General features: G+C 71.4%; 13 protein-coding genes and 1 pseudogene. 8 read left to right on the plus strand and 6 right to left on the minus strand.

The window, feature by feature from the left end; translation table 11 throughout:
- Positions 1 to 18: 18 nt before the first annotated feature.
- Positions 19 to 960, minus strand: a complete 942-nt coding sequence (locus ABD224_RS24495; RefSeq protein ID WP_344053514.1) for an NAD-dependent epimerase/dehydratase family protein — start codon at positions 958 to 960, stop codon at positions 19 to 21.
- A 148-nt stretch (positions 961 to 1,108) separates the two neighbouring features.
- Between ABD224_RS24495 and ABD224_RS24500 the strand changes: the two genes are divergently transcribed.
- Entirely contained in the window at positions 1,109 to 1,618 is a 510-nt protein-coding gene (locus ABD224_RS24500; RefSeq protein ID WP_344053516.1) for a glutathione peroxidase, read from the plus strand.
- A gap of 90 nt (positions 1,619 to 1,708) precedes the next feature.
- Positions 1,709 to 2,583 (plus strand): annotated as a pseudogene (locus ABD224_RS24505) (MerR family transcriptional regulator).
- Between the two features lie 133 nt (positions 2,584 to 2,716).
- On the opposite strand, the gene ABD224_RS24510 reads toward ABD224_RS24505, so the two are convergent.
- Both ABD224_RS24510 and ABD224_RS24515 read right to left on the minus strand, forming a co-directional pair.
- The gene (locus ABD224_RS24510; RefSeq protein WP_344053518.1) at positions 2,717 to 4,564 is read right to left on the minus strand and encodes an MFS transporter; all 1,848 of its coding nucleotides are present in this window, start codon (positions 4,562 to 4,564) and stop codon (positions 2,717 to 2,719) included.
- Between the two features lie 174 nt (positions 4,565 to 4,738).
- A complete protein-coding gene (locus ABD224_RS24515) occupies positions 4,739 to 7,351 on the minus strand; it encodes a D-alanyl-D-alanine carboxypeptidase (RefSeq protein ID WP_344053521.1) in 2,613 nt (870 codons plus the stop codon).
- A 247-nt stretch (positions 7,352 to 7,598) separates the two neighbouring features.
- On the opposite strand from ABD224_RS24515, the gene ABD224_RS24520 reads away from it, so the two are divergent.
- From ABD224_RS24520 to ABD224_RS24530, 3 genes are all read left to right on the plus strand, one after another.
- Positions 7,599 to 8,360, plus strand: a complete 762-nt coding sequence (locus ABD224_RS24520; RefSeq protein ID WP_344053523.1) for a GOLPH3/VPS74 family protein — start codon at positions 7,599 to 7,601, stop codon at positions 8,358 to 8,360.
- Between the two features lie 291 nt (positions 8,361 to 8,651).
- The gene (locus tag ABD224_RS24525) at positions 8,652 to 9,509 is read left to right on the plus strand and encodes a helix-turn-helix domain-containing protein (RefSeq protein WP_344053525.1); all 858 of its coding nucleotides are present in this window, start codon (positions 8,652 to 8,654) and stop codon (positions 9,507 to 9,509) included.
- Between the two features lie 183 nt (positions 9,510 to 9,692).
- Positions 9,693 to 9,884: a DUF397 domain-containing protein gene (locus ABD224_RS24530; RefSeq protein WP_067396093.1), complete on the plus strand. Its 192-nt coding sequence runs from the start codon at positions 9,693 to 9,695 to the stop codon at positions 9,882 to 9,884.
- Between the two features lie 127 nt (positions 9,885 to 10,011).
- On the opposite strand, the gene ABD224_RS24535 is transcribed toward ABD224_RS24530, so the two are convergent.
- From ABD224_RS24535 to ABD224_RS24545, 3 genes are all read right to left on the minus strand, one after another.
- Positions 10,012 to 11,130: an ADP-ribosylglycohydrolase family protein gene (locus tag ABD224_RS24535; RefSeq protein WP_344053529.1), complete on the minus strand. Its 1,119-nt coding sequence runs from the start codon at positions 11,128 to 11,130 to the stop codon at positions 10,012 to 10,014.
- A gap of 306 nt (positions 11,131 to 11,436) precedes the next feature.
- Entirely contained in the window at positions 11,437 to 12,021 is a 585-nt protein-coding gene (locus ABD224_RS24540; RefSeq protein WP_344053531.1) for a hypothetical protein, read from the minus strand.
- Between the two features lie 99 nt (positions 12,022 to 12,120).
- Entirely contained in the window at positions 12,121 to 14,706 is a 2,586-nt protein-coding gene (locus ABD224_RS24545; protein WP_344053533.1) for a bifunctional FO biosynthesis protein CofGH, read from the minus strand.
- A gap of 413 nt (positions 14,707 to 15,119) precedes the next feature.
- Between ABD224_RS24545 and afsR the strand changes: the two genes are divergently transcribed.
- The 3 genes from afsR to ABD224_RS24560 all read left to right on the plus strand — a co-directional run bounded on the left by afsR (position 15,120) and on the right by ABD224_RS24560 (position 19,627).
- Entirely contained in the window at positions 15,120 to 18,062 is a 2,943-nt protein-coding gene (gene afsR / locus ABD224_RS24550; RefSeq protein WP_344053535.1) for an SARP-family global regulator AfsR, read from the plus strand.
- A gap of 191 nt (positions 18,063 to 18,253) precedes the next feature.
- On the plus strand, positions 18,254 to 18,466 hold the full coding sequence (locus ABD224_RS24555) for a hypothetical protein (protein WP_344053537.1): 213 nt from the start codon (positions 18,254 to 18,256) through the stop codon (positions 18,464 to 18,466).
- A 228-nt stretch (positions 18,467 to 18,694) separates the two neighbouring features.
- A complete protein-coding gene (locus tag ABD224_RS24560) occupies positions 18,695 to 19,627 on the plus strand; it encodes a hypothetical protein (protein WP_344053539.1) in 933 nt (310 codons plus the stop codon).
- Positions 19,628 to 19,805: the final 178 nt, after the last annotated feature.

A 19,805-nucleotide genomic window follows, 5' to 3' on the forward strand; every position in this document is an offset into this window, starting at 1 on the left:
CTCTTCCTCTCACCGATGTCACCCGGTGGTGGCCGACCGCTCACGCCACCAGTCCACCGTTGCCTTGATCTGCTCGTCGAGAGGCGTGGCCCGTACCGTGAACTCCGCCTCGTAGGCGCTGGAGTCGACGACGAACGGACGGTCGAACTGATAGCGGACTTCCTTCAGTTCACGAAGCAGCGGGGAGAAGACCGACGCGACGCCCAGCACGGCGGGCGGCAGCCCGCGCACCTCCACCGGCCCCGTTCCCGCCTCGGCGGCGAGGCGGTCCACCATCTCCCGGACGGACAGCGCGGGCCCCGTCGGAACGTGCCAGGGCCGTCCCCAGGCCCGTTCCTCGCCCGCGACCTCGACCAGGGCCCGGGCGACATCGGGGACGTAGCTCCAGCTGTGCGGGGCGTCCGGATCCCCGAGGGCGGAGACCGGCTTGCCGCGCAGCAGCCGTGGCATGACGCGTGCGGCCAGGTGACCGCCGTCGGTCACACCGGGTCCGAAGAAGTCCGAGGCCCGTACCTCGACCGCTTTGATACGGCCCTGCTCGTGCAGCTCCCGTACCTGCTCCCAGACGGCGGCGCGCACCCGTCCCTTGGGGCCGGTCGCCGCGAGCGGCAGCTGCTCGGTCAGGGGGCCGTCCACCGGACCGTAGCCGTAGAGATTGCCCAGCATGACCAGGACGGCCCCGGTCGCCTCGGCCGCCGCGCAGACCGACGAGGCCAGCGGCGGCCAGTCGGTCGCCCAGCGGTGGTAGGGCGGTGCGGCGCAGTGGTGGAGCGCAACCGCGCCCCGCGCGGCCTCGATCAGCCGTCCGCTGTTCGTCGCGTCCAGTGCGACATGCTCGATGCCGGGCTCCGGACTCCGGCCCGACCTGGTGATGACCCGTACCGAGTGCCCCTGGTCGGCCAGCAGTCGTGCGGTGGCCGCTCCAGCGGGCCCGTATCCCAGAACAACATGTAAGCTCACGGCCCGCACATTAATCCGAGCGCGCGCCATTGTGTCAGGTACGCGCCATCCGAGGGCGGGTCCCCGGGGTCCCGGCCGGCCTCGGAGAACGGCACCGGGAAGCGGTGTTGGGACGGTCCTCCGGCACGGCACCCCCTACCATCCGGGCATGACCACTGCAGACATCGACAGCACCTCCCCCCTCGCCGTGGAGATCGGCGCCCTCCAGGGCGGTTCCGCGCAACTGCGGCAGTACGCCGGGCGGGTCGTGCTCATCGTGAACGTGGCGTCCAAGTGCGGGCTCACCCCGCAGTACGCCGGGCTCGAGCGGCTGCACGAGCGGTACGCCGAGCGGGGGTTCACCGTGCTCGGCGTGCCGTGCAACCAGTTCCTGGGGCAGGAGCCGGGCAGCGCCGAGGAGATCGCCGAGTTCTGCTCGACGACGTACGGGGTCACCTTCCCGATGACCGAGAAGATCGAGGTCAACGGGGAGGGGCGGCATGCGCTCTACGAGCGTCTGGTCGGCTTCGCCGATGCCGGAGGACACCGCGGGGACGTCCGCTGGAACTTCGAGAAGTTCCTGGTCGGACGGGACGGCACGGTCGTCGCCCGCTTCTCCCCGCAGACCGAGCCGGAGGCTCCCGAGCTGGTCGCGGCCATCGAGGCGCAGCTCGCCTGAGTGCCCGGCCCCGCACCTGTCCACGGATGTTTGACCCTGCCCCTGGGGCAAGGGCGAGGGTCCCTCCCGCCGGGCGGAACAGGCCGCCCGGTGACGGAGGATGACACGGTGGACGACGAGCTGCTCACCATCGGCGCGTTCGCCGCGCGGGCCCGGCTGTCGGCCAAGGCCCTGCGGCTGTACGACCGTCTCGGTCTGCTGGTCCCGGCCCATGTCGACACCGCCGGCGGTTACCGCTACTACCGGGCCTCCCAGACGGAGCGCGCCCGGCTGGTGGCCCTGCTGCGGCAGCTCGACATGCCGCTCGCCCGGATCGCCGAGGTGGTCGAGACGGACGGGGCCGAGGCCGCCGCGCTGCTCGCCGCCTACTGGGCCGGCGTCGAGACACGGGTGGCCGGGCAGCGGACCCTCGCCGAGTACCTCCGTGCACGGCTGTCGGGAAGGAGCTCCGAGATGTACGGAAGGTTCGAGGTCACCACGGCCGGCGTGCCCGAGCAGGTGGTGATCAGCGAGACCCGGCACACCCTCGCCGATGAGCTGCCCGCGTGGATCGGGCGTCGCTGACCCGGCTGGGGGCAGCGGCGGACGCGTGCGGAGGCATCACGGGTGCGCCGTTCGTCGTCTACCACTCCGAGGTGTCCATGGAGAGCGACGGGCCGGCCGAGTCCTGCGTACCCGTCGCCGACGAGGCGGCGGCACGGGCGTGGGCCGAGAAGCGGGGACGGGCCTGGGAGACAAAGGTGCGGGTGGAGCCGGCCCGGCGGCCGGCGTACACCCGGATCACCAAGGCGCAGGTGGCCCATCCGCAGATCCTGGCCGCGTTCGAGGCGGTGGAGCAGTGGATCGCCGGGCAGGGGCTGGAGAAGGCGGGGCCGTGCCGGGAGGTGTACGTCGCGGACTGGGACACGTCGGGACCGGACGACCCGGTGTGCGACGTGGCGTTTCCGGTGAAGCGGTTCCGGTGAAGCGGTGAAGTGACGCTGGCGACACCCGTGACGCCGACGGCGCCCGTGACGCCGGCGACGTCAGTGACGCCGGTGACGACGAGGTGAGCGGACGTGCCGGTCCCGGGCGGTGGCTTCCGGGACCGGCGCACGGTCATCTCAGCTCGTCCGGGCAGGGCGTGCCCCGCGGCAGCTGGTACGGCGACGCCAGCCGGTACGTGCCCGCCTTCGGTGCGAGCAGCACCGTCCACTGGTCGCCCCTGTCGTCCTCCTCCGCCTCCATCAGGCAGCCGTTGACGTTGTCGTACGTCTTCGGCTCGTCCTCGGCGCGTTCCTTGGAGGCCTTCGTCTCCTGCGGCGGCTCCAGGCTCTTGCCGTTCTCGTCGACGAGGCTGAGCCAGGGTGAGTAGGGGATGCGGATGAGGACGCGTCCCGGCTTGTGCACCTGGAGGGTCATCGCGCCCTGCTCGGCGCGGATCACGGTCGCGTGGGGCTCGGCGAGCGGCGTGGGGTCGACGACCTCGAACAGCTGCCAGTTGGCGTCGCCCCAGATCTGCTTCAGATACGGCATGCCCTTCTGCACCAGGGCGCGTTCCTTCTCGCCGCCGTCGCCGTCCGGGGCGTCCTTGGGCAGGACCACGTAGTGCACGGCCCAGCGCCGGAGCCACTCGTGGTAGTTCGTCGCGTTGAGCGTGCCGTCGTAGAAGATCGGGTTGCGTTCCCTGTCGGCCTGGCGGTTCCAGCCGCGGGCCAGATTGACGTACGGCGCCAGCGCGGAGGCCTCGCGGTGGGAGCGGGCCGGGACCACCTCGACGCGGCCCTTCTCCGCGCCGACCAGTTGCAGCTGGTTGACGAGAGGGGCCAGTTCGCGCGCCCAGGAGGCGGCGGGGGTGGTGTTGACGATGTCGTCGACCGACTTGAAGCCTATCCAGCCGGTGAAGGCGACGAAGGACAGCACGAGCGCGTACCACGTGCGCGAGCGCGGCACCGCGTACGGCAGTGCCGCCACCAGCGTCACCCCGGCGAACAGCATCGCCAGCCGGGTGATGTTGGAGCCGATCTGGGAGCTGATCAGCCAGACCAGGACGACCGCCAGGCCGTACACCGCCGAGGTGATCCGGACCGTCTTCCACTCACGGGGGACGAGGACGAAGACGAGCACCGCGAGGATCAGGGGCATGATCACCGAGCCGAACGCCATCGGCTGGGTGCCGGAGAAGGGGAACAGCCAGGCCGAGACGGCCACCACCGCGGTCGGGCCGAGGCCCAGCGACCAGGCGCCCGGACGGCGCTTCTGCAGGAACAGCGCGACCGCGACCAGGCCGACGAACAGGCCCGCCACGGGCGAGGACATGGTGGCGAGCGCGGCCAGCGGAGCCGCGACCAGCCCCTTCGCCCAGCGTTTGTAGCGCCAGCGGTACGGCCAGCAGAACACGGCCGCGACCGCGCCCAGCGCGAACATCGTGCCCAGGCCGAACGTCACCCGGCCCGACAGCGCGTTGCACAGCAGCCCGAAGACACCGGCCAGCGCGGCCCACAGGGGGTTCCTGACCGCACGGCTGCGGATGAGGATCATCGTCAGCAGGCCCGCGGAGAGCGTGCCGGCGATCATCATCGTCGTACGGACGCCGAGGAGCGACATCAGATACGGCGAGACCACGCTGTACGACACCGGGTGCATGCCGCCGTACCAGGCGAGGTTGTACGCCGAGTCCGGGTGCCGGCCGACGAACTCGGCCCAGGCGTCCTGCGCCGCGAGGTCGCCCCCACTGTTCGCGATGGTGAAGAACCAGGCGATGTGCAGCAGGCCCGCCAGGGCGGTGACGGACAGGGCGGGGTGCCGCAGCATCCGCTCCCGGACGGCCGTGAAGGCGGCCCGGGCGCGGGACTCGCGACCGCCGGTGCGGCCGCTTTCCGCGCCGGTCGTGAACGTGTCCGTCCGCGGGCCGTTGCCCGGGTCCCGGTCCGCGTCGTCGGCGTGCGTCGGCTCCGCTGTGGCCACCTGAAGGTGCTCCCCGTGTCCCGTCCTTGTCATTCGCGGCCGCATTCCGCGACCGGCGACGTGCCCGCTTGGGGACGCTAGCACGCAGCCCGTCCGGACAGCCCCTGGATGGGCTGCACGGACGGGCTGCGCGGGGGGCGGCGCCCGCGGGTGACGCGCGGGCGCCGCCACGGATCATCCGATACGGGTCAGTTTGTCCAGGAAGTCCGGCTCGACAAGATCCTTCTGCAGGGCGACCGGAACCTGTATGGCGCCGTCCTTGCCGTCACCGACGGCGAGCGTGCCCACCGTGGTGCCGGCCTTCGCCTCGTGCGGCAGGGAGTCGGCGGAGAGGTGCAGCTTCGTCTTCAGACCGGGCCAGCCGACCGCGGTGACGTCCTTGGTGACGACGACCGGGGTACGGCCCCCGAGCTGGTCGTCGACATACCCGACGACATCGCCCTTCTTCAGGATCTTCGCCGAGGTCGGCACGTCCTGCGCGGCGAGCAGCGCGGTCTTGCTGACCGCGTTGACCGTGTCGAGAATCGGTGCCTTGTGCTGGCCGAGGATCGCGCCGACGATGGTCACCGTCTGACCGCCGACCTTCTTGCGGGTGGCGAAGAGCAGGTTGCCGCCGGCCGCGGTGGTGGAGCCGGTCTTGATGCCGATCGCACCGATGGTGTAGGGCAGCTGGTTGAAGTTGGTCCAGTACTTGCCGGTCGGGTCCGTCCAGCTGGCCACACTGGTGATGGCCACCATGGCCGGGTTCCTCATGGCCGCGATGCCGAGCTTCACCTGGTCCTCGGCGGTGGAGACGGTGGTCTTGTCCAGCCCCGAGGGATCGGTGTACGTCGTGTTGGTCATCCCGAGTTCCTTGGCGGTGTCGTTCATCTTCTTGACGAACGCCTCCTCGGAACCGGCGTCCCACCGCGCCAGCAGCCGCGCGATGTTGTTCGCGGAGGGGATCATGACCGCGGACAGGGCCTGCTGCTGGGTGAGGAAGTCACCCTCCTTGACGGTGTCGAGCGTGGACTCGCCCTGCGTGTGGTAGCCGCCTTCCTTCTCCGCCTTCGCGTCGACCTTGATCTTCGGGCCTTCCTCGCCCGGCTTCAGCGGGTGGTCGCGCAGGATGATGTACGCGGTCATGGTCTTGGCGACCGAGCCGATGGCGACCGGCTTCTGCTCGCCGAAGTGGTCCATCGTGCCGACGCCGTCGATGCTCATCCAGCCCTGGCCCTCGTTCGGCCAGGGCAGCTTCACCTTGTCGCCGTCGAAGGTGTAGGTGTCCTTCGCGGACAGCGCGAGCACGGGGGTCGGCAGCGGACGTACGGCCTGCACGATCGCAAAGATGATCGCCAGGAGCACGACCAGCGGGCTCCAGATCTTGATGCGGCGCACCAGGGTGCGCAGCGGGGTCTCCGGGGGCGGCGGGGTGTTGGTCAGCTCGGCCAGCAGGTCCAGCGGCGGCTTGGGCGGCAGCGGCTGCTGGGTGGTGCGCTCGGGACCGAGCTGCGGGACGGCGGCCGTGGCCTCCGAGGAGATCTTGGGCAGCGCGACGGTCTCACCCGCGGACACAGCCGACTGCGTGGGTCTCGGCTTACGGGTCTCCGGGTCGTCGGGCGACTTGAGCGCGACGAACTTGCTGGTGCGCTCGCTGTCGGCCTCAGAGACGGACTTGTCCTGCTTGACCTGCTTATCCTGCTTATCCTGCTTGCCTTGCTTTTCCTCGCTCCGTTCGCCCTCTTCAAGCTTCTCGCTCTTTGTGAAATTTACGGCTTTCTTGGCCTTCTCGACCTTTTCGGATTTTTCACCCTTTTCGCCCTTTTCGGCCTTCCCCGCCTTTTCGGCGCCCTCCACCTTGAGTCTGGTGGTGGGCTGATCGACCCGGGGCTTGGCGGCACCGCCGACCTTGAGCATGGTGGTGGGCTGATCGACCCGGGGCTTGGCGGCGCCACCGACCTTGAGCATGGTGGTGGGCTGGTCCACGGGCTGCTTGTCACCGGACTCCCGGCCGTCGCCCTTGATGCCCGCGCCGTCGGCATCGTTGTCGGAACCGCCGTCCTCCTCGCCGGAGTCCGCGCCGTCGGATGCCGCCTCGTCCTCGGCGTCCTCGGCGTCCCGCGCGCCCTTCGCCTCGCCGGCACCGCCGGCCTTCGCGCCCGCCGGGCTCTTCCCGGTGTCCGCGACGCCTGCGCCGTCCGGGGAATCCGCACCACCTTCGGCATCCGAGGTGCCCTCACTGTCCGCATCGTCCGCCCGTGCGGCGGCCCCCTCGCGCGGACGTGCGTCAGCCAATGCGCCGTCCTTCTCGGCGGAGCCGGAGTCCCGCGCCTCCTCCCCGGCCTCCCCGGCCTTGTCGGCAGCAGCGGCACTCTCCTCGGCCTTGCCGCTCCCGGCCGCCGCCTCCGGCTCGCTGCCCTTCTCCGGCTTTTCCGGCTTCTCCGGTTCGACGGCGTCCCCGGACCGGCCGTCGGCGGCTCCCTCGGCGCCCTTCGCGCCGTCACCCTTCGCGCCGTCGGCCTTCTCCGCCCGGGCACCCTCGCCGTTCCCGGCGGCTCCGGTGTCCTCGGCATCCCCGCCGTCCGCCGCCAAGTCCCGCGTCACAAGCACCCGTGTGGCCGTATCGACACCCCCATGCCCCTCGGACGCGTCCGACGACTCCGAATCACCCGCCGGCGAAAGCCGCGGGTCGCGCGCGTCGTCCCTGGCCTCGGAAACCGTACCCGTGCTCCCCGACGTCGGTTGTGCCGACGACTCGCGCTGCTTCGACCTGTCGGGGGACTCGCCCGCCACCGATGCCTCCTCCATGCGCCGCACGCCTTGCGCGCGGCTATCGAACCGTGATTCACGACCTGAGCCGCCACCCGGACGAAGCAGCCGTACCACACGGCCGTACCGCTGTCCGAGCCATGTACCAGTGTCCTGCCTGCGGACCAAGCCCCAGCGGAAGACGAGAACGACATACCTACCGGTTCCCTTACGAACCGGTCACGCACCCTCGACAGACCAATGTGAGAGGGGTCACCCTGTCATTCATCCACGCGGGGAGGCATGGATGGGCAGGAGCCGCAGAACACTTCCGGAGGAGCTTCTGCTGCTGGCACTGGACCCGGCCACGGGTACCACTGCGCAGCCGCAGTCGCTCGACCTCGGTCTGGCCGGAGCACAGCTGGTGGAGCTGGCGCTGGCCGGACGGATAGCCCCAGACGGGGATCGTATCGCCGTGGTGATGCCACGGCCGACAGGAGATCCGACTCTGGACAGCGCGTTGGAGCTGCTGCGAAGGCGCGGCGCTCCGGTGCGGGCCGTCCACTGGATCGGCGGACCCCGTCTCGGACTGCGTCAGACCTATCTGGCGCACCTGGAGCGGTGCGGCATGGTAGCGGCCGTGCCGGGCCAGATGTACGGAGTACTGCCGACGACGCGTTACCAGGCGACGGACACCGCCATCAGCCGGGAGATCAAGGCCCGGCTGGACACCGCGGTCCGCACCGGCGTACCGCCGGACGCGCGGACGGCGGCGCTCGCCGCGCTGGCGCACGCGGTCGGCCTGGGCAAGCACCTGTACCCGGGCAACGAGGGGAGGTCCTCGCGGTCCCGGCTCAGGGACCTGATCCGGCACGACCCCATGGGCGGACTCGTGGCGCACGCCGTGATGGACGTCCAGAACGGCGTGGCGTCCCAGCCGCGCCGCGGGCCGGGTGCGGCGGGCCGCCGTCAGGCCGGTGCACGGGCGAAGTCCACGGGGGATCCAGTCCGTGGCGTGCCCGCGCAGCCGCGACGCGGCTCCCTGGCCGGCCGTGCGCCGGTGCACTGAGCCCGGTCCCTGACGTGGCCGCCGCGCGGGGCAAGGACCGTTCAGGGGGCCCTTGCCCCGCGCGGCGGCCGTGAGCGCGCCGAAGAAACGCCCGAGAAAACCGGGGAAAGCCGGAGCGGGACGAAAAGGGCCGAACGTGCCATAGGCACACAAACCGTTTCCCATACGGCCCCAATACGCGGCCTTCGGCCCGCATATCCGGCGTTTTCCAGCGGTAGGAAGCACCTTGGTGGCAGTCTGCTCAACAGCAGATACGCAAAGTAGAGGCATGCAGCCGGAGGTGCACGTCCCGTGGCGTCCAATGTCAATCCCACCGTCAGGCGGCGCCGGCTGGGCCAGGAGCTGCGCAGACTTCGCGAACTCAAGGGCATGACGGCCGAGGAAGTGGCCGAAAGACTGCTGGTGTCGCAGTCGAAGATCAGCCGCCTGGAGAACGGCCGACGCAGCATCAGCCAGCGCGATGTGCGCGACCTGTGCGGGGTCTACGAGGTCAAGGACCAACGGGTCGTCGAGTCGCTGATGCAGATGGCCAAGGACTCGCGCCAGCAGGGCTGGTGGCACTCCTTCGGCGACATCCCCTACAGCGTCTACATCGGCCTGGAGACGGACGCGGCGAGCCTGAGGGTCTACGACCCGCAGGTCGTTCCCGGCCTGCTGCAGACCCGCCCGTACGCGGAGGCTCTGATCACCGGCGCCCTGCCGGAGACCGCGCCCGCCGACATCGAGAAGCGCGTCCAGGTCCGGATGCGCCGGCAGGAACGAATCTCCGCCGCCGAGAACCCGTTGCGCCTGTGGGCGGTCCTGGACGAGGCCGCGCTGCGCAGGGTCGTCGGCAACCGGGCCGTGATGCGGGAGCAGTTGGAGCACCTGGTCGAGCAGTCCCTGCTGCCGCACGTGACCGTGCAGGTCATCCCGTTCGAGATGGGCGCCCACCCGGGTCTCAACGGACAGTACGCCATTCTGGAGTTCCCGGACGCGGCGGACTCCAGTGTCGTCTACATCGAGGGCGTCACCAGCGACCTGTACCTGGAGAAGGCGAACGACGTGCGGAAGTACAGTGTGATGTACGAGCACTTGCGGGCGCAGGCGCTGAACGTGGAGCAGACGCGGCAGTTCATCGCCGACATCGCGAAGGACTACGCGCGCTGAGTGCCCTGCCGGAAAAATGCCGCATTTTACACCCCGTCACCTTCAAGGCGGAAGCTGTACCGGAATATGCCATCCGTAAGGATGAAGAGCCCCTTCGGATGACGAGAGTGGCGAGTAGCGTCGATCGCGCCATCGAGCAAGAACGTTGGCGCAAAACCACTCCACAGGCAATCCGGAGCAGAAATGGCAATTCGTCAGGGCGCCGTCCAGACGTGGACCAAGTCCTCGTACTCCACGGGCAACGGCGCATGCGTCGAGGTCAGGTCACCGGTGGTCGCGGCCATGATGGTCCGGGACTCCAAGGTCCCCGAGGGCCCGGTGCTGGGTTTCCCCGCCGACGCGTGGAACGCCTTCGTGGCGTCGCTCAAGGCCTAGGGCCGACAGCCGGAAGCCGGGACAAGCACCCGCTCGAAGAGCCCTCTCGACCAGCCCGCCGTCCTTGCCGAGGGGGCTCCGCCGGTGTCCGGGCTTCCCGGCGCCCCCGCGCGGAGGACCCGGCCGGTCAGGCCCCGCGCGGGTAGCGCGCCAGCCACCCCGGGGACGACCCGGTGGGTCCGTGCAGTGCGGGTCCCTGGGTCAACTCCATCGCGAAGTCGTCTGCCAGAACCAGCAGAGTGGGACGGCCCTCCAGCTCGGCCAGCCAGGCCGGCGGGAGAGCCGTCTCGCCGTACAGAGCCCCGAACAGCCCGCCGGTGAGCGCACCGGCCGCTCCCGAGGGACCGCTCTGGTTCACCGCCAGGCACAGCCCGTGCCGTACGTCCTTGCCGACGAGCGCGCAGTACACGGACACGGCGAGCGCTCCTTCCGCCGTCCCCTCCCCCGCCAGCTCCTCCACCCGTGCCGGACCGGGAGAGCCCTGCCGTACCGCGCCGAGCGCATGGCGCAGGGCGTCGGACACGGGCTGATGCCCGGGCCGCACGGCGAGCAGCGCCAGCGCCTTCCGCACGGCCTCGTCGAGACCGTCGCCACGGGCGAGGGCGTGCACGATCACGGCGTACGCACCGGCGGCGAGACAGGCGGTGGGGTGCCCGTGGCTCTGCACCGCGCACTCGACGGCGAGCCGGACGACGAGCTGCGGCTCCCACCCGACGAGCAGCCCGAAGGGAGCCGACCGGACCGCCGCCTCCGGCCCGGCCTCGGTGGGGTTCTTCGGCGCGTCGAGGGTGCCCATGACGGCGTCCCCGAACCCGACGAGCAGGGCGCGCGTGGGGTCCCGGCGGGCGTACAGCCACTCCTCCCGCGCCAGCCACCCGTCCTCCTCGCGCCGTTCGTCGGGCCCCCAGTCCCGCTGGGTGGCGGCCCACCGCAGATACGCCCGGTGCAGATCGGTGGGCGGATGCCAGACCCCGGTGTCGCGCCGCATCTGCGCCCGGATCAGCCCGTCGACGGAGAAGAGCATGAGCTGTGTGAAGTGGGTGACGGCTCCGCGCCGTCCGTAGGCGGGCGCGAGATCCACGATCCCCTCGCTGCCGTGGGCCTTCCGTATCCCCTCGAGATCGAGCCCGTGCACCGGCGCCCCGAGCGCATCCCCCACGGCCACCCCGAGCAGCGTCCCCCGCACCCGGCTGCGGAAGTCCTGCTGCTCGGTACGCCCCCAGACGGCACCGGACGTCGTACCCACCCAGCCCTCCCCACGGCACCGGCCGTACGCGCGACAGTTCGCCACTGTAATCGAACGGGAACGGTCTGTTCAGGGGACAAACCGGTACGCGAGGAGGGCTGAACGCGCCTCGAAACGACCGCAGCGAGCGCGGGAACGGGACCTTTCCGTCCATCCTCCGCAGAGCGCGGAGCAGGGAGCACGGAGCGCGGCGGACGGCCCTGGATCCCGCGGATCACGCGGGTCCCGGCGAGAGCCTGCGGGGGTTCCGGCCGCCACGAGCGCCGGCCGCCCGGCGCCCAGGGGTCCGAGCCCAGAGCCCCGTGGCTAGGGCACGACCACGACCCGCGTCCCCTTCTCGCCGAACGTCCACAGGGCGGCCCCGTCGTCCTTGCTCACGCGGATGCCCCCCGTCTTGACCCCGGAGGCGGCGGGAGGCGGCGAGGAGCCGTCGACGGCGTTGCTGAAGGCGATGAAGACACCCGACTTGCCCGCGAAGTACAGGATGTTCTCGATCTCCACACCGTCCGAACCGGTCGTCGCGGGTACGCGCTGGGAGATCGCGTAGGAGTCGGGGTCCGGGGCCACCGTGCCCGGCCACACCGGGAAGGTACGGATGGGCTTGTCGCTCTCGTCGACCAGCCACACCCGCTTCTGGCCGAGGGCGTAGACGATCCTGCGGCCCGTCCCCGAGTCGGCCGGGACCGCCGGCGGAGCCGGGGGCTCCGGGGTGGCGGAGGGCGAGGGCAGGGCGCTCGCCGAGGCCGAGGGCGCGGGCGCGGGCCGGCTGTGTCCGGCCGGAGCCGTGGGGCGCGGGCCCTGGGCGGCCTGTACGGCGAGTACGGCGACCACCGCGACCGCTCCTGCGGTCAGTCCGCTGACCCAGGCCCACGAAGGTATTCGGGCAGGCATGGGCACGCATCTCCTCGGCTGCTACTCGGCCCTTCGGGCGGGGACGACCCCTGGGAACAAGGGTTGGATCATCGTACTGCGAGCGCTCGCCCGCCCGGCTCAGTCCAGGACCGGCAGCAGCTCCGGCAGACGGCCGTCCGAGGCCTTTGCCGCCCGCTGCCGCTCCTCGGGGACCTCGCCGTAGAGCGTGGTGCGGGGCCTGGCCGGGCGGCCGGCCGCCTCCGCCATCGCCACCAGCTCCTTGACCGACTTGTACGACCCGTACGACGAGCCCGCCATCCTCGAGATGGTCTCCTCCATCAGCGTGCCCCCGAGGTCGTTCGCGCCGGAGCGGAGCATCTCGACGGCGCCTTCCGCGCCCAGTTTCACCCAGCTGGTCTGGATGTTGGGGATGTGCGGGTGGAGAAGGAGACGGGCCATCGCCGTGACCGCCCTGTTGTCCCGCATCGTGGGGCCGGGGCGGGCGATGCCCGCCAGGTAGACCGGGGCGTTGGTGTGGACGAAGGGGAGGGTGACGAACTCCGTGAAGCCGCCGGTCTGCTGCTGGATGCGGGCGAGGGTGCGCAGATGGCCGAGCCAGTGGCGGGGCTGGTCGACATGGCCGTACATCATCGTGGACGAGGAGCGGATGCCCAGCTCGTGCGCGGTGGTCACCACCTCGATCCAGGTGGCCGTGGGCAGCTTGCCCTTGGTCAGGACCCAGCGGACCTCGTCGTCGAGGATCTCCGCGGCCGTGCCGGGGATCGTGTCCAGGCCCGCCTCCTTCGCGGCGATCAGCCACTCGCGGACGGACAGACCGGTGCGGGCCGCGCCGTTGACCACCTCCATCGGGGAGAAGGCGTGCACATGCATCCCCGGGACGCGCTCCTTCACCGCGCGGGCGAGGTCGAAGTACGCCGTGCCCGGCAGGTCCGGGTGGATGCCGCCCTGCATGCACACCTCCACCGCGCCCACGTCCCAGGCCTGCTGGGCGCGGTCGGCCACCTGCTTCAGCGACAGCGTGTAGGCGTCCGCGTCCGTGCGGCGCTGGGCGAAGGCGCAGAAGCGGCAGCCGGTGTAGCAGACGTTGGTGAAGTTGATGTTCCGGGTGACGATGTAGGTCACGTCCTCGCCGACCGCCGACTTGCGGACGTCGTCCGCGACCCGGCACAGCGCGTCCAGCGCCGGGCCGTCGGCGTGCAGCAGGGCCAGGGCCTCGGCGTCGGTCAGCCTCGTCGGGTCGTCGGCGGCCGTGCGCAGCGCGGCCCGCACGTCCGTGTCGATGCGCTCGGGAGCCATGCCGGGGGCGGCTTCCTCGCGCAGAACATCCCAGTCGCCGTAGACCGTGTCGAAGTCGTCGCGGCGGTCGGCGGTGCGGCCCCGGGTGTCGATGGTGCGGTGCAGATCGGTGCGGCCGGTGGGGGTGAAGACCTCGTCCGGCTCCTGCCAGGGGCGGCCCTCGACGGTCGCGTCCTCGCGGGCGAGGCCGGTTTCGGGGTCGGCCAGGGCGCGCACGTGCGGCAGCACACGGGGGTCCAGCCAGGGCTCGCCGCGCTTGACGAACTCCGGGTAGACGCAGAGCCGTTCGCGCAGCTCGAAGCCCGCCGCCCGGGACACCTCGGCGAGCCGGTCGATCCTCGGCCAGGGGCGCTCGGGGTTGACGTGGTCGATGGTGAGCGGGGAGACGCCGCCCCAGTCGTCGATGCCGGCGCCGATGAGCCGCTCGTACTCGGCGTCGATCAGGTTCGGCGGGGCCTGCAGACAGGCGGAGGGCCCCATGATGTGCCGGGCGACGGCCACCGTGGCGACCAGCTCGTCCAGTTCCGCGTCCGGCATGCCGCGCATGGCCGTGTCCGGCTTGGCGCGGAAGTTCTGGATGATCAGTTCCTGGATGCCGTGGTGGGCGCGGGCGATCCTCCGCAGCGCGAACAACGACTCCGCGCGCTCCTCGTACGTCTCGCCGATGCCGATCAGGATCCCGGTGGTGAAGGGCACGGAGGAGCGGCCGGCGTCCTCCAGCACCCGCAGCCGCAGTGCGGGTTCCTTGTCCGGGGAGCCGTAGTGCGGGCCGCCCGGCTCGGACCACAGCCGCGTCGCCGTGGTCTCCAGCATCATGCCCATCGACGGGGCGACGGGCTTGAGACGCTGGAAGTCGGTCCAGGTCAGCACGCCCGGATTGAGATGCGGCAGCAGCCCGGTCTCCTCCAGGATGCGGATGGAGACGGCGCGGACGTAGGCGATCGTGTCGTCGTAGCCGTGCGCGTCCAGCCACTCGCGCGCCTCCGGCCAGCGGTCCTCCGGCTTGTCGCCGAGGGTGATCAGGGCCTCCTTGCAGCCGAGCGCGGCGCCGCGGCGGGCGATGTCCAGGACCTCGTCGAGGGACATGAACATCCCGTGCCCGGCGCGGCGCAGCCTGCCGGGCACGGTGGCGAACGTGCAGTAGTGGCACCTGTCCCGGCACAGCCGGGTCAGCGGGATGAAGACGCTCTTGGAGTAGGTGATGACACCGGGCCGCCCGGCGGCCCGAAGGCCCGCGTCCCGCACCCGTGCGGCGGAGGCGGCCAGGTCCTCCAGATGCTCGCCCCGGGCCTGGAGCAGCACCGCCGCCTCGGCGACATCGAGGGAGACACCGTCCCGGGCCCGTCTGAGCGCGCGCCGCATGGAGTTCTCGGTGGGGCCGGTTCCCAAGGCCGCGGAAGTCGTCATCCTTCGAGCATACGGGCGCGGTCCTCCGGGAACGCGGGCGTGGTGATCAGGGCGAACGGGCGCTTTGCCCCCCGGAGGTGACGGGCGGGGCATGGCGCCTCCGGTGAAGGAGGTGCCCTTCGCGGACGGCACCGAGGCCGCGGGCGACGGCCCGGCGTGAGGGCGGCGGCCGGGGGTGAGGGCGGCACTCACCGATCCGGTCCTGACCCGGCCTTCCTGTCTTTCCGTCTTTCCGTCTTCCTGGGAACCGACTGGCCCGGCGCGGCGTGCGAAGAGGATGTGTGGACCTTGTGACACGGAGCACGACGGCCCGTGATCACAGTCCCCGAGAGCTGACGCATCTGCCGTGAACGAGGCAAACTGGCCTCTCGATCGGCAGTTGACAACGATTCGACAGGCGCCAGGGGGCAGCGATGGACGGTGTACCGCGAGTACCGGAGCAGCGGGGTCCCGAGCAATCGGCGACGCTGCGCTTCGGCGTACTCGGGCCGGTACGCGCCTGGCGCGGAAAGGAGCCGCTGGCCACCGGCTCCCCGCAGCAACGCGCCCTGCTGGCAGCGCTGTTGCTGCGTGAGGGCCGTACCGCGACCGCGGCCGAGCTGATCGACGCCCTGTGGGGCGACAGGCCACCGGCACGGGCGCTGGCGACGGTACGGACGTACGCCTCCCGGCTGCGGAAGATCCTGGACGCCGGGATGCTGGTCAGCGAGTCCGGCGGATACGCCGTGCGCGGACTGGGCGAGGACGCGCTGGACCTGACGGTGGCCCAGGATCTGGCGGCCCGCGCCGACAAGGCGCGGTCGGACGGAGACCTGTGCCGCGCACGGGAGTTGCTGGGACGGGCGCTCGATCTGTGGGACGGGGAGACGCTGGCCGGGGTGCCGGGCCCCTACGCGGAGGCGCAGCGCGTCCGCCTGGAGGAGTGGCGGCTCCAGCTCCTGGAGTCCCGGCTGGACCTGGACCTCGAACAGGGCCGCCACGCGGAGGCGGTCTCGGAGCTGACGGCGCTGACGGCGGCGCATCCGCTGCGTGAACGCCTGCGCGAGCTGCTGATGCTGGCGCTGTACCGCAGCGGCCGGCAGGCGGAGGCACTGGCGGTGTACGCCGACACCAGGCGTCTGCTGACGGACGAGCTGGGCGTGGATCCCCGCCCCGAACTGCGCGAGCTGCAACAGCGCATCCTCCAGGCCGACCCGGCTCTCGCCGAACCGTCCTCCCCGGTGGCCGAACCCGCGGTGGTGCCCGTCCGTCCCGCTCAGCTCCCGGCGACCGTGCCCGACTTCACGGGACGGGCCTCCTTCGTGGCCGAGCTGGGCGAGGTGCTGGCCTCCGCCGAGGGCCGGGTGATGGCCGTGTCGGCGGTGGCCGGGATCGGGGGCGTGGGCAAGACGACGCTCGCCGTCCACGTGGCCCACCGGGCGCGGGCCGCCTTCCCGGACGGCCAGCTGTACGTGGACCTGCAAGGAGCCGGACCCCGGGCCGCGGAACCGGAGACGGTGCTGGGGGCGTTCCTGCGCGCGCTGGGCACGGCGGACTCCGCCATCCCCGACTCCCTGGAGGAGCGGGCGGCGCTGTACCGCTCGCTCCTGGACGGCCGCCGGGTCCTGGTCCTGCTGGACAACGCCCGGGACGCGGCCCAGGTCCGCCCCCTTCTGCCGGGCACGGAGGGGTGTGCGGCGCTGGTGACGTCACGGGCGCGGATGGTGGACCTCGCGGGCGCGCACCTGGTGGACCTGGACGTGATGAGCCCCGAGGAGGCCCTGGAGCTCTTCACGAGGATCGTGGGCGAGGAGCGGGTGGCGAGCGAACGCGAGGCCGCACTCGACGTGGTGGCGGCCTGCGGCTTCCTCCCCCTGGCCATCCGTATCGCGGCGTCCCGGCTGGCCGCGAGACGGACCTGGACGGTCTCGGTCCTGGCGGCGAAACTCGCGGACGAGCGGCGGCGCCTGGACGAGCTCCAGGCGGGCGATCTGGCGGTCAAGGCCACCTTCGAACTGGGCTACGGCCAGCTGGAGCCGGCCCAGGCCCGCGCCTTCCGCCTGCTGGGCCTGGCCGACGGCCCGGACATCTCCCTGCCGGCGGCAGCGGCGATCCTCGACCTTACGGTGGAGGAGACCGAGGACCTGCTGGAGTCCCTGGTCGACATCTCCCTCCTGGAGTCCGCCGCCCCCGGCCGCTACCGCTTCCACGACCTGGTCCGCCTCTACGCGCGTGCATGCGCGGAGCGGGACGAACACCCGCCGAGCGAGCGGGAGGCGGCGCTGTCCCGGTTGCTGGACTTCTACCTGGCGACGGCGGCCGGGGTGTACGCGATCGAACGGCCGGGCGACCGCCTGGTGGACCACCTCGCCCCGACGGAGTACCCGGGGCTCACGTTCCAGGACCGGCATCAAGCCCAGGACTGGCTGTACTCCGAGGCACACGCGCTGCTGGCGTTCGTCCAGCAGTGCGCCAAAGGCCCCATGCTCCGCCGTGCGGTGGACCTGCTCTGGGCGGCCAAGGACCTCGCGGAATCGGGTGCCAACTCCAAACAGTACGAGGTGGCCGCCCTCGCCCTCCGGGAGGCGGCCGACCGGGGGGACGACCTGAAGGCCCGGAGCCGTGCGCTCACGACGCTCACCAACGTCCATCTGGTGGCCGGACGCTTCGACCAGGCGGACGAGGAAGCGCGCCTGGCCATGGAACTCGCGTACCTCGCGGACGACCTGGCACCCCGCTGCTGGGCCGCCAACGACCGAGGCATCATCGCGCTCTACCAGAACCGCCACGCGGACGGCGAGGCGTATCTGCGGCAGGCCATCGAGAGCTTCCGTCTGGACAGGAACCTCGCGGGAGAAGCCAGCGCGCTGTGCAACCTCTCCCGTATCCATCTGGCCATGGGCCGGGTCGGCAGCGCGGTGGAACTGGCCCAGCAGGGCATAGCCATCTATGACCGGCTGGGTCACACATTGCGCGGGGCCAACGGACGCTACGCACTGGGACTGGCGCTCATCGGGCAGGGAGCACTGGACACCGCCGTCGACCGGCTGACCGAAGCTCTGGAGGTGTTCCGCGACAGCAGGCAACGGCTCTGGGAGGGCATGACGCTCTTCCGGCTCGCGGAGGCGCACCTCGCCGGACAACAGCCCACACGGGCCGCTGCCCTGGCCGAGCAGGCACTCGCGGTCCTGCGGGGAATAGGAGGCGAGTGGCGGCGCGGAAACGTCCTGACCGTCCTCGGCCGCGCCCTCAGCGCACTGGGGCAGACCGGCCGGGCGCAGGCGTGCTGGCAGGAAGCCCTCGGCATCTACGAGCAACTCGGCTCCGCCGAGGCCGCCGAGGTGCGGCTCCTCCTCGCTCCCGCAGCCGCCGCATAGCTCCCGGCGGCGCGTTCATCGTTCGTTTATCGCCGCACGGCACTCTGAAGTCGTCGATCCGCCACGTCGGGGGAAGCGGATCAGCGGTGATCACCACCGCTAGGGTGAACGGCCCTGATATGCCTGTCCGGCGGCCTTCGGGGGAGCCGCCGGGCGGGTGCCGCCCATCACTGAACGGGAGTTGCAAGTCAATGAGCGATGCCAAGAAGGACTCCGCGGTCAAGCCGCTCGACAACCACGCCACCGGCGGCACGGAGACTCCGCAGGACAACCACGCCACCGGCAGCACGGAGACTCCGCAGGACAACCACGCCACCGGCGAGAAGCTCACCACCCTGGACAACCACGCCACGGGCGGCACGGTGACTCCGCAGGACAACCACGCCACCGGCGAGAAGCCCTGACCGGAGCCATCTAGAGGCGGGGACCGGCCGCAGCAGCGCGGAGGGGAGCTGCTGCGGCCGAAGTGTTTCCGGCGCGGGTTTCCAGCGCGGTCAGGCCGGTCCTGGCGCAGACCCGCAAACCAACGGAGATTGCGCCGGGGTCGCTGCCGACGCCACGGCTTCGGGAAGGCCGGGCCCGGTTGTCCACAGGGCACGTGAAGCCCTGCGGATTCCTGGGATCTTTGCGAGGTGGAACGGAAACAGCTGCGGGAACTGCTCGACGGAGGCGTCCTGCTCACCTCGCGCGCCCTTGAGGCAGGCTGGCCCCGGCGCAGCCTGACACGGGAACTCCGGGAGCAGGGCTGGGTCCGGCTGCATGCCGGTGCCTGGGCGGAGCCGGGAAGCTCACCGGAACTCCTCACGCGCCTGCGGGCGGTGCAGCTCATCAGGCCACGGCTCATCGTCAGTCACCGCTCGGCGGCGGCGATCTGGGGGATCGAGACACTGCGCGGAGGTGCCAAGGCACCTCTGGAATTCATCGACCCCGAACGCACCCTGCACGGCGGTGAGAGGGGCGTACGGGTGCGCCGCATGTATGTGGCGCCGTCCGAGGTGGCCAAGGTCCGGCACGGCCTCCGGCTCACCGGCGTGCGCCGCACCCTCACCGATCTCCTCCGGGCCGGCCCGAGGGACGACGCGATCGTCGCCGTGGAATCCGCACTCGGGTGCCGAACAGTGAACGGCATCCGCCGCCCACCGCTCACCGACATCGCCGCACTCACGACGTCACTGACGGCGAAAGCGGGCTTACGAGGCACGGCTCGGGCAAGCACCTGGCTGCGGCTGTGCGATCCGCGCGCCGGCTCTCCGGCCGAGACGATCGCCCGGCTGCGCCTGTACGACGCCGGCCTCCGCCCCGAGTCACAGGTCGAACTCATCACCCCGGCCGGACGCCGCGTACGTCTCGACTTCTTCTTCCGTACGACGGGCCTGGCCGTCGAGATCGAGGGCTACGCCTACCACGGCACCCGCGACTCCCACCGCCGGGACGTCGCCCGCTACAACCAGATCCTCCAGTGCCCCGAGGTGCGCAGCCTCCTCCGCTTCACCGCCGAGGACGTCTTCCGCCGCCCGGCGTACATGATCCAGGAGATCCGGACAGCGCTGGCGAAGAAGCTGTGAGGGGTGGGCGGGACAGGACGGGCGGACTGGGCCGGGGTCGCTTTGGCCGCTTTGTGGGGGCGTGGGATTTCGGGTGCCGGAGGGTGGGGTGTGGGGGTGGGGTGGTGTGGCCGTGGCCTGAAAAAGCGCGCGTGGGGCCGCCCGCTTCTCGGGCCAGTGTCGTGCTTCCGCGGACCGG

The sequence above is a fragment of the Streptomyces thermoalcalitolerans genome (genome assembly GCF_039525155.1).
In the GTDB taxonomy this organism is placed as follows: Bacteria; Actinomycetota; Actinomycetes; order Streptomycetales; family Streptomycetaceae; genus Streptomyces; species Streptomyces thermovulgaris.